We start from the raw sequence: 9620 nt of genomic DNA, 5'->3' as shown, positions 1-9620 counted from the left end.
CCTCGAGCCGTCAGGGATTGGTCCGGGGGCCTGAACCACGATATGCAGGGGCCATGATCCGTCTGCATGTTCAGGGCGCCCTAACGCCCGCCGCCGCCGTCGCCCCCACGTTGGACCAGTCCCGCTATCTGACCCAGGTCATGCGGTTGAAGGCGGGGGACGAACTGCTGGCCTTCAACGGCCGCGACGGCGAATGGCGGTGTTCGGTCGCGGAGGTGCTGAAGAAGGGCGTGATCCTGCGCGCCGAAGACCAGGTCCGCCCCCAGACCTTCGGCCCCGATCTGGAGTTGATCGTGGCGGTGGTGAAGAAGGCCAGGGTCGAGACGATCGTGGAGAAGGCGGCGGAACTGGGCGCGCGGCGGGTGCGGCTGGTGCTGACCAAACGCACCAACGCCGACCGCATCCGCCTGGACCGGCTGGACGCCATCGCCGAGGAGGCCGCCGAACAGACCGGCCGGATGGACGTGCCGGTCGTCGAGGACCCCATCAAGCTGGACGCCCTGCTTGACGGCTGGGGGGCGGGACGGCGCCTGATGTTCTGCGACGAGACCGGCGGCGCGCCGCCGATGTCGGCCCTGGCGGCCGCGGGCGCCGGCTCCCAAGAGCAAAAATGGTCCATCCTGATCGGACCAGAAGGCGGGTTCGCGCCGGAAGAGGGCGAACGGCTGCGGTCCCTGGCCTTCACCACCGCTGTTTCTCTGGGTCCGCGCATCCTGCGCGCCGACACCGCCGCCATCGCCGCCATGACCTTGTGGCAGGCGGCGGTCGGCGATTGGGAACGATAAGTGTAACGGATGCTCTTGAGCCACGCCGCAATCTTGCCCATCTAGCCGCGACAGACGGTCGCGTACGGCGCGCCGCAGGGGACTGACGCATGACCGAAGACGCGCCGCTGAGCCGCAACGCCCTGATCGAGGCCATGTCCAAGGGCGCCAAGCCCAAGGATCAATGGCGCATCGGCGCCGAGCACGAGAAGTTCGGCTTCGACAAGATCACCCTGGCGCGCCCCGCCTATGACGGCCCGAATGGCATCAAGGCCATGCTGGAGGGGCTTGAGCGGTTCGGATGGTCGCGCGTCGAGGAGAACGGCTTCCTGATCGGTCTGGAACGCAAGAACGCCGAGGGATTCACCGCATCCGTCAGCCTGGAGCCCGGCGGCCAGCTGGAGCTGTCGGGCGCGCCGCTTCTGACCATCCACGACATCTGCAACGAGACGGGCCAGCACCTGATGGAGGTCAAGCAGGTGGCCGACCAGATCGGCGTCGGCTTCCTGGGCGCCGGGTTCGACCCGCTGTGGACCCGCGAACAGGTCCCGATCATGCCCAAGGGCCGCTACGACATCATGCGCGCCTATATGCCCAAGGTCGGGACCCTGGGCCTGGACATGATGCTGCGAACCTGCACCATCCAGGCCAACCTCGATTTCGACTCGGAAGCCGACATGGTGCTGAAGTTCCGCACCTCGCTGGCGCTGCAGCCCATCGCCACCGCCCTGTTCGCCTGCTCCCCCTTCACCGAAGGCCGCCCCAACGGCTTCCTGTCGGCCCGCGCCAATGTCTGGACCGACACCGACGCCGACCGCACCGGTATGCTGGGCTTTGTGTACGAGGACGGTTTCGGCTTCGAGCGCTACGCAGACTACGCCCTGGACACGCCGATGTATTTCGCCAAGCGCGGCGGCAAATACGTCGACGCCTCGGGCCAGTCGTTCCGGGATTTCCAGGCCGGGAAACTGCCCGCCCTGCCCGGCGAATATCCGACCCTGAAGGACTGGAACGACCACCTGACCACCCTCTTCCCCGAGGTCCGGCTGAAGTCCTATCTGGAGATGCGCGGCGCTGACGGCGGGCCTTGGAGCCGCATCTGCGCCCTGCCCGCCCTGTGGGCTGGGGTTCTGTACGACGCGCCGTCGCTGGCCGCCGCCTGGGACCTGGTCAAGGACTGGGACATCGCCGACCACGAGCGCCTGCGCCGCGACGTGACGCGCCTGGGCCTGAAGGCCGAGGTCGCGGGCCGGTCGGTGCGCGACATCGCCGTCGATCTGGTCGCCATCGCCAAACAGGGTCTGAAGAACCGCGCCAAATTCTCGGGCGGCATGGTGGACGAGCGCGGCTATCTGTCGGAACTGGAAGACATCGCCGACAGCGGGATCACCCCGGCCGAACGCCTGCTGGACCTGTATCACGGGGCCTGGCAGGGCGACGTCAAGCGCATCTACGCCGACTTCGCCTATTAAGGCGTGGTGTAGTCCGAACAGTCGGGCATTTTGCGATCCGGTCGGTATTCGCCCGCCGCCGCGTCAAACGTGAACCGGCGCGTGAAACTGCATTTCGGATCGCGCACCGTGATCAGGTCGGCGGGCTTCAGCGGCGGCTTCTCCAGCGAATCCTCGGACCGCGAGGCGCCGCGCGGATAGGCGGTCGCGGTGGTCGCATAGGTCAGCACGGGCAGGGCCTCGCTCGCCTCCGCCTCGACGGTCAGCACGCCCTCGAAGCCGTATTCATCGTGGCAGGCGCCCGCCCTCTGCGTCATGTCCTCCTCGCTGAAACAGGCCCGGATCATCAGCGAACCCTGGATTGGCACGGACAGGACCGGCGTCGACGCGGCGTCGCCCCGCGCATCCAGCCGATAGAGCCGCAGCTCCGTCGCCTGGCCGCCGCCGCCCGAATACATGCTGCGGGTCTCCACCTGCACCCCGGCCAAGGCGCCGCCGTTGCTCAGGCGGATTAGGTGGGTCCACGGCTGAAAGCTCTCGACCGCGCTGTTCTCGGGCTTGGCTATGGCGGTCGCGTCGTCGGCCCGGCGCAGGACGGGCCGCACCACCGGCTCGCCATCCTGTTCGCCCCCCACCAAGGCCACGCACCAGCCCCCGTCGCCGGTGCAGGCGCGATCATCGACGCGCGTCAGGGTCTGCAGGCCGCCTAGGTCGGATTGAAGGGCGGCGATCAGGAGAAGGGTGGCGATCATGCCGTCATCCTAAGCCTACCCGATCCCGACGCCAGCCGATATCGCCAGACCAAACTTGACAAGGATTGCCAAAGCGCCGCCTCTTGTCGCCAGGAGGCCGATCATGGCGACGATGAACATCTCCCTGCCCGATCCGATGAAGGCCTGGGTCGAGGACCAGGCGAAATCCGGCCGCTACGCCAACACGTCCGACGTGGTGCGCGACCTGATCCGCCGCGAGCAAGTCAAGGCCGAGAAGATCGCCCATTGGCAGAGGCTGATTGCAGAGGCGGACGCTTCGGGCGTTTCAGATCAGTCTCCTCGGGAAGTGATCGAGGAACTGCGGGCTCAGTTGCGCCGCGCCTCCTGATGCTTCGCCTCAGCCGCGAAGCGCGATCGGACCTGCAACACGTCTATCTGCAGGGTCTCGAACTGTTCGGCAGCCGTCAGGCCGACGACTATATCGAGGGCCTTTTCGCGAAGTTGGACCTGCTGGCGCAGTTTCCACGGCTCGGCGCCGCTCGGCCGGAGTTGAGCCCGGACGCCCTGGTGATCTTCTACAGGAGCCACGCCATCCTCTATCGGATCGACGGTGCGGACGTGTTCGTCCGACGCATTCGACATGGGCTGGAGGATTGGCAGTCCGATGCATCGGACATCGGATCGAGCGACGAATGGAGCGAACCATGACCCATCCCATCCATGTCGGCGTCGGCGGTTGGACGTTCGAGCCGTGGCGGGGCGTCTTCTATCCCGAAGGGTTGGTGCAGAAGCGGGAGCTGGAGTATGCGGCGTCCAAGCTGACCTCCATCGAGATCAACGGCACCTATTATTCGACCTTCAAGCCCGACAGCTGGAAGAAATGGCGTGACGAGACGCCGGACGGTTTCGTGTTCTCGGTCAAGGCCAGCCGCTACTGCACCAATCGCAAGGTGCTGTCCGACGGAGCCGAGAGCTTCGACCGATTCCTCTCCCAGGGCCTGACCGAACTGGGCGACAAACTGGGGCCGATCAACTGGCAGTTCATGGGGACCAAGAAATTCGACCCCGAGGATTTCGAAGGCTTCCTGCAACTGTTGCCCAAGGACAAGAACGGCGTGCGGCTGCGCCACGCGCTGGAGGTTCGCAACCCGACCTTCGCCACGGAACAGTTCTATGATCTGGCCCGAAAATACGGCGCAGCCATCGTCTACGCTGTTGATGACGAGGAGCCGACCTGGCCCCAGATCGACGAGGCGACCGCCGATTTCAGCTACGCCCGGCTGATGTCCAGCCGCGAGGACGAGCCGACCGGCATGACCCCGCGCGAACTGGACGCCGTGGCCGATCAGGCCAGGGCCTGGGCGAAACGCGGCGACGTCTTCGCCTATTTCATCTCGGGGGCCAAGGTGCGGAACCCGGCGGCGGCTCAGGCGCTGATCGCCAAGCTGAAATAGGCCGAGCCGTCTTGCGACCGTTCGGCCGCGGCCGCTTCTAGGCCAGCCCTGCAAAGTCTGAAGGACTTCCCCATGCCGATCGCCACACGCGCCTTCGCCGCGACCGCCGCCGACAAGCCACTGACGCCCTATAGTTTCCAGCGGCGCGATCCCGGCCCGGACGATGTGCTGATCGACGTCAAATACTGCGGCGTCTGCCATTCCGACCTGCACGCGGCGCGCAGCGAAACTGGCCGATCCACCTATCCGCTGGTGCCGGGTCACGAGATCGCCGGGGTGGTCAAGGCGGTGGGCGCCGACGTCACCCGCTTCAAGGCCGGCGACCGCGTCGGGGTCGGCTGCATGGTCGACAGCTGCCGCGAATGCGTGTCGTGCCAGGAAGGGGTGGAGCAGTACTGCGTCCCCGGCTTCACCGGCACATACGGCGGCAAGGACAGGAAGGGCGGGACCCGCGAGACCATCACCCAGGGCGGCTATTCCGACCACATCACGGTCGATCAGCATTTCGTCCTGTCCATCCCGGACAGCCTGCCGCTGGACGTGGCGGCGCCTCTGCTGTGCGCCGGCATCACCACCTATTCGCCGCTGAAGGAGTGGGGCGTCGGACCCGGCTCGAACGTGGCGGTGATCGGCCTGGGCGGGCTGGGTCACATGGCGGTCAAGCTGGCGGCGGCCATGGGGGCGGAGGTCACCGTCCTGTCCACCTCGGACCGCAAGAAGGCCGACGCCGAACGGATGGGCGCCAAACATTTCCTGATCAATTCCGACAAGGACGCGATGAAGGCGGCGGCGGAAAAGTTCGATCTGATCATCAATACGGTGTCCGCCACCCACGAGATCGCCAGCCACATCCATCTGCTGGCCCGCGACGGGACCATGATCATGTTGGGCCTGACGACCGAGGGCCTGCCTGTGTTCGCCCTGCCGCTGCTTTGGCGTCGTCGTCGCATCGCCGGCTCGCTGATCGGCGGGATCAAGGAGACGCAGGAGATGCTGGACTTCTGCGCCCAGCACGGGATCGCCTGCGACATCGAGACCATCGCCCCGGATCAGATCAACGAGGCCTATGAGCGGATGGAGAAGTCGGACGTCCGCTATCGCTTCGTCATCGACATGGCGAAGCTGGCCGCCTGACGGATCGAAACGCGACGGAGGCGTGAAACTTCCGTTGCGTCAGATTCACGCCTTGCGCGCGCGGCCTTGGGCGTTAATCCTGAAATCCGACAAGGCCTTCCCAAGGGCCGGCAAGGGACAGGAGACGACATGGCGCGCGTGGCTTTCGTAACGGGCGGGACCCGGGGCATCGGCAAGGCGATCGTTCAGCGCCTGCATGAGGACGGGTTCAAGGTCGCCGCCGGCTATTCCGGAAACGACGAGGCGGCCAAGGCCATCGCCGATGCGCTGGACGTGATGGTGGTCAAGGGCAATGTCGGCAGCTTCGACGACTGCGCCCGCGCGGTGAAGGAGGTCGAGGATCAGCTCGGCCCCATCGACATCCTGGTCAACAACGCCGGCATCACCCGCGACGGCTTCTTCCACAAGATGAGCCACGACCAGTGGTCCGACGTGATCCGCGTCAACATGGACAGCGTCTTCAACATGACCCGGCAGGTCATCAACGGGATGCGCGACCGGGGCCACGGCCGCATCGTCAACATCTCCTCGATCAATGGCCAGAAAGGCCAGATCGGCCAGACCAACTATTCCGCCGCCAAGGCCGGGATGATCGGCTTCACCAAGGCCCTGGCGCTGGAGAATGCGAGGAAGGGCGTCACCGTGAACTGCATCGCGCCGGGCTATATCGACACCGAAATGGTCGGCGCCATGGACCCCAAGGTGCTGGAAGGCATCATCAGCCACATCCCCGTTGGCCGCCTGGGCAAGGGCGAGGAGATCGCCGACATGGTGTCCTGGCTGGTGGGCGAGCGTGCCGGATATGTCACAGGCTGCACCCTGTCGCTGAACGGCGGTCAATACCTGGTGGGTTGAGACGGCCTTCGCCCAAAATCCGCCGCGCGTCGCTTTCATCAAGTCTGTCATGAAGTTGTTGGGAACGGTCAGGGCGAAAAAATCGCCGCGCGTGACCGCGATGGCGGTCGTCGCCCTCGCGGCCATGGGCGTCAGCCTCGCCGCGCCCGCTGTCCTGCCCGCCGACTGTCACGCCCAGACGCGCCGCAGCGTGCCGCCCACCGCCCGCTATGTCAGCGGCAACGGCCAGGCCTTCGTCCTGGACACCTCCGGCTCTCGCGCCCTGATGCGGTTCGAGCGGTCGACCGAGGTCTGGGTGCTGCGCCCCACGCCCGCCCCGCGCGGCGACATCATCTATCGCAACGACAATGGCGATCAGGTGCTGCGCGTGACGCCGGACGGGGGCGTGACCCTTTACACCACAGCCACGCCGCAGGGCTCGCCGGTGTCGCGCGTCGGGGACGCGCAAGGTCTGGCCAGCGCCACCCTGACCGGGGCCCAGTTGGTCGACTATTTCATGCGTCAGAGCTATCGCGCCAGTACGGCCATGGGTCGGCTGATCGTGATCGACGTGGACATCCAGCCGGGTTCCGAACAGGTGGCGGCCGAAACCGTCTCGGCCGCCAGCGACGCCATCGTACGCATGGCCCGCGCCTCCAACCTGCGGGGCCAGGTCGAGCGGGTGCGCCGCGTGGTGGTCTCGGACCAGGGCCGGCCCGGCGTCACCCTGGTTCAGGGCACGCTGCGGATCGTCATCGACGCCGACGCCGGCATGGCGGGCCGGCCGTCGTCGGCCCGGATCGTGCGGGTCGTCGCCGGCGATGCGCTGAACCGCTGAAGCCTAGAAGGCGTCCTTCGCCGCCCGCCGCGCGGCGAACTGTTCGGCGTCCGCCGCAGTCAGGAAGGGGTTGAACCGCTTCTCCACCCCCATCGTCGTCAGCACGGTGGGTTCGCCGCGCTCGCGGGCGGCGAAGATCGCCTGGGCGTGGGCCGCCGTTTCGGGCCGGTCGTCCAGGCTCAGAGTGAAGCGGGCGTTCGACGCCGTATATTCATGGGCGCACCAGATGACCGTGGCGTCGGGCCAGGCCTTCAGCCGTTGCAGGCTGGCGAACATCTGCTCGGCTGTGCCTTCGAACAGCCGGCCGCAGCCCAGGGCGAACAGGGTGTCGCCCACAAAGGCCAGACCGGCGTCGGGCGCGCGGAAGACCACATGGCCCAGGGTGTGGCCGGGCGTGGCCGTGACTTCGAACCGCGTCTCGCCGACCATCACCACATCGCCATCCGCCGCCACACGGTCCAGCGGGGCGACGCGACGCACCTCTTCCGGCCCCACGATCTCGCAACCCCATTCGGCCTTCAGCCGCTCGTTGCCTTCGGTGTGATCGGGGTGCCAGTGGGTATTGAGGATCATATCCAGCCGGCCCCAGCCCAGCCGCTCCAACTCTTCCAGAATGCGTGCGGCGTCAGGCGTATCGACCGCCGCGACCACGCCGGTCGCCGCATCGCGGATCAGAAAGCCGTAGTTGTCGCTGCGGCAAGGGAACAGATGAACGTCCAGGGTCATGCCGCCATCCTAGCAGGAAGGCGGTCGTCGGGCCTATAGTGGCCCGATGCGGCGCAGCATCGACGAGCTTCGAACCTTCTACGGCGAACCGACCGGCGCCTTGGCGCGGCGTCTGGTGGCGCGCCGGCTGGAGGACGCCTGGGGCGAGGCGGCGGATTGCGACGTGTTGGGCGTTGGGTATGCGACGCCGTGGCTGGACGCTTTCGTCGGCGCGCGGCGGGTGGTCGCGGCCATGCCGGGCGGCCAGGGGGTGGAGCAATGGCCCGCCGTCGGGCGAAACCGCACCCTGCTGGTGGACGACCGGCGCCTGCCCTTCCCCGCCGGATCGTTCGACCGCATCCTGCTGGTCCATGCGCTGGAGGAGGCGGACGATCCCGCCGCCCTGCTGCTCGAAGCCGTCAGGGCGCTGGCCCCCACCGGGCGGATCATCCTGGCGGCGGCGGCGCGCGGGGGCCTGTGGGCGCGGGCGGACAACACCCCGTTCGGCCACGGACGCCCCTTCACCCGACGCCAACTGGAGCGGCTGGTGCGTGACGTGGGACTGGAGCCGGCGGCCTGGTCCCAGACCCTGTATGTGCCGCCTTGGGGGCCGCTGCTGCCCTTGGCCGAAGGGTTCGAACAGGTGGGCCGCCATGTCTTTCCGGGAACCGCCGGCCTGATCCTGCTCGAGGCGTCGCGCCAGGGCTACGCCCGCATCCGGCCCAGCGGCCATGCCCAGCGCGTCGCCGCACCCGTCCTGGCGCCCCAGCCCGTCACCTCCGTCCCTTCGCAACGTGAACAGCGCGACTGACAGGGAGTTGACCGGCGCGGCATCTGGTCGGCGAGCGGAAACCGCCTTATGGCGAAGATCATGCACCGACTGATCCTGATGCGGCACGCCCAGGCCGAAACCTCCGCTCCGTCCGGCGGCGACGAGGGTCGCCCCCTGTCCGCCGCCGGCCGCGCCGAGGCGGTGCTGATGGGCCGCGCCCTGGCCGAACGGGGCCTGAAGCCCGACCTGGCTCTGGTTTCCACCGCCGTACGCACCCGTCAGACCTGGGAGCAGATGCACGACGCCCTGGGCGACGTGGAGGTGCGCGACGAGGCTTGCCTGTACAACGCCTCCGCCGACGTCATCCGCCGGTTTGTCGAGGCCAGCGAGGACGAGGCCGGCTGCCTGCTGGTCCTGGCGCACAATCCGGGCGTCCATGTGCTGGCGGCCGAGTATCTGGTTGAAAGCGCGGCCTCGCCGACGGTGGTGGACAAGCTGTCGGGCGGTTTTCCAACCGGCGCGGCCGCCCTGTTCACCGTCGATGCAGCGGGGCGATGCGCCTACGAAGGGTTTCTGACGCCACGGTCGCTGGGCGCGCCCTCGCTGTGACCGACATCGCCTACAAGATCGTGGACGCCGCCGAATGGCGCGCGGCCGTCGCCGAGGGCCGCTATGACGGCGCGCCGGTCGATCTGGCCGACGGCTATATCCATATGTCGACCCAGGACCAGTTGGCCGAGACGGCGCGACGGCATTTCGCCGGTCGCCAAGAGTTGCTGCTGCTGTACGTGGACCTGACGCGACTGGGCGACGACGTGGTCTGGGAGCCGTCGCGGGGCGGCGCCCTGTTCCCGCACCTCTATGCGCCCCTGCCCGTCTCGGCCGTGGCCGCCACGCGCACCCTGAACGTCACCGACGAGGGCGAGATGCAGGTCGGGGACCCGGCATGAGCCTG

Annotated in this window: 13 protein-coding genes; 11 read left to right on the top strand and 2 right to left on the bottom strand. The window is 67.6% G+C overall.

Translation table 11 applies throughout. The features are described from left to right. The first annotated feature begins 53 nt into the window (after nt 1-53). Together ACYX4P_RS06300 and ACYX4P_RS06295 are read left to right on the top strand one after the other, a co-directional pair. Nucleotides 54-785: a 16S rRNA (uracil(1498)-N(3))-methyltransferase gene (locus ACYX4P_RS06300; RefSeq protein ID WP_248117760.1), complete on the top strand. Its 732-nt coding sequence runs from the start codon at nt 54-56 to the stop codon at nt 783-785. 89 nt (nt 786-874) lie between these two features. After that, the gene (locus ACYX4P_RS06295) at nt 875-2236 is read left to right on the top strand and encodes a glutamate--cysteine ligase (RefSeq protein WP_248117763.1); all 1362 of its coding nucleotides are present in this window, start codon (nt 875-877) and stop codon (nt 2234-2236) included. Here the strand turns inward: ACYX4P_RS06295 and ACYX4P_RS06290 are convergent. Next, nucleotides 2233-2967: a hypothetical protein gene (locus ACYX4P_RS06290; RefSeq protein WP_248117764.1), complete on the bottom strand. Its 735-nt coding sequence runs from the start codon at nt 2965-2967 to the stop codon at nt 2233-2235. The genes ACYX4P_RS06295 and ACYX4P_RS06290 overlap by 4 nt on opposite strands. A 103-nt stretch (nt 2968-3070) precedes the next feature. Between ACYX4P_RS06290 and ACYX4P_RS06285 the strand changes: the two genes are divergently transcribed. The 6 genes from ACYX4P_RS06285 to ACYX4P_RS06260 all read left to right on the top strand — a co-directional run bounded on the left by ACYX4P_RS06285 (nt 3071) and on the right by ACYX4P_RS06260 (nt 7188). Next, on the top strand, nt 3071-3316 hold the full coding sequence (locus ACYX4P_RS06285; protein WP_248117766.1) for a type II toxin-antitoxin system ParD family antitoxin: 246 nt from the start codon (nt 3071-3073) through the stop codon (nt 3314-3316). After that, on the top strand, nt 3316-3636 hold the full coding sequence (locus ACYX4P_RS06280) for a type II toxin-antitoxin system RelE/ParE family toxin (RefSeq protein ID WP_248117768.1): 321 nt from the start codon (nt 3316-3318) through the stop codon (nt 3634-3636). Before ACYX4P_RS06285 ends, ACYX4P_RS06280 begins: the two co-directional genes overlap by 1 nt. Continuing rightward, complete coding sequence (locus tag ACYX4P_RS06275) at nt 3621-4382, top strand: DUF72 domain-containing protein (protein WP_312572952.1); 762 nt, start codon at nt 3621-3623, stop codon at nt 4380-4382. Before ACYX4P_RS06280 ends, ACYX4P_RS06275 begins: the two co-directional genes overlap by 16 nt. Before the next feature lie 72 nt (nt 4383-4454). Beyond that, nucleotides 4455-5516, top strand: a complete 1062-nt coding sequence (locus ACYX4P_RS06270) for an NAD(P)-dependent alcohol dehydrogenase (RefSeq protein ID WP_292046969.1) — start codon at nt 4455-4457, stop codon at nt 5514-5516. A 129-nt stretch (nt 5517-5645) separates the two neighbouring features. Continuing rightward, a complete protein-coding gene (gene phbB / locus ACYX4P_RS06265; RefSeq protein WP_017505756.1) occupies nt 5646-6371 on the top strand; it encodes an acetoacetyl-CoA reductase in 726 nt (241 codons plus the stop codon). Between the two features lie 100 nt (nt 6372-6471). Continuing rightward, nucleotides 6472-7188 (top strand): DUF4908 domain-containing protein, encoded by a 717-nt coding sequence (locus ACYX4P_RS06260; protein ID WP_248118061.1) that lies wholly within the window; start codon nt 6472-6474, stop codon nt 7186-7188. Between the two features lie 3 nt (nt 7189-7191). On the opposite strand, the gene gloB is transcribed toward ACYX4P_RS06260, so the two are convergent. After that, a complete protein-coding gene (gene gloB / locus ACYX4P_RS06255) occupies nt 7192-7914 on the bottom strand; it encodes a hydroxyacylglutathione hydrolase (protein ID WP_248117774.1) in 723 nt (240 codons plus the stop codon). A gap of 46 nt (nt 7915-7960) precedes the next feature. Between gloB and ACYX4P_RS06250 the strand changes: the two genes are divergently transcribed. From ACYX4P_RS06250 to ACYX4P_RS06240, 3 genes are read left to right on the top strand one after another with little or no spacing between them, the layout of a single operon-like run. Then, complete coding sequence (locus ACYX4P_RS06250) at nt 7961-8704, top strand: methyltransferase domain-containing protein (RefSeq protein ID WP_248117776.1); 744 nt, start codon at nt 7961-7963, stop codon at nt 8702-8704. Nucleotides 8705-8764: 60 nt separating this feature from the next. Next, entirely contained in the window at nt 8765-9274 is a 510-nt protein-coding gene (locus tag ACYX4P_RS06245; protein WP_248117778.1) for a SixA phosphatase family protein, read from the top strand. Beyond that, nucleotides 9271-9615 (top strand): DUF952 domain-containing protein, encoded by a 345-nt coding sequence (locus ACYX4P_RS06240; RefSeq protein ID WP_248117779.1) that lies wholly within the window; start codon nt 9271-9273, stop codon nt 9613-9615. Before ACYX4P_RS06245 ends, ACYX4P_RS06240 begins: the two co-directional genes overlap by 4 nt. The last annotated feature ends 5 nt before the right edge of the window (nt 9616-9620 follow it).

This window comes from Brevundimonas sp. ABV4_179, assembly GCF_056311945.1.
This window is presented reverse-complemented; position numbering and strand designations above follow the sequence as displayed.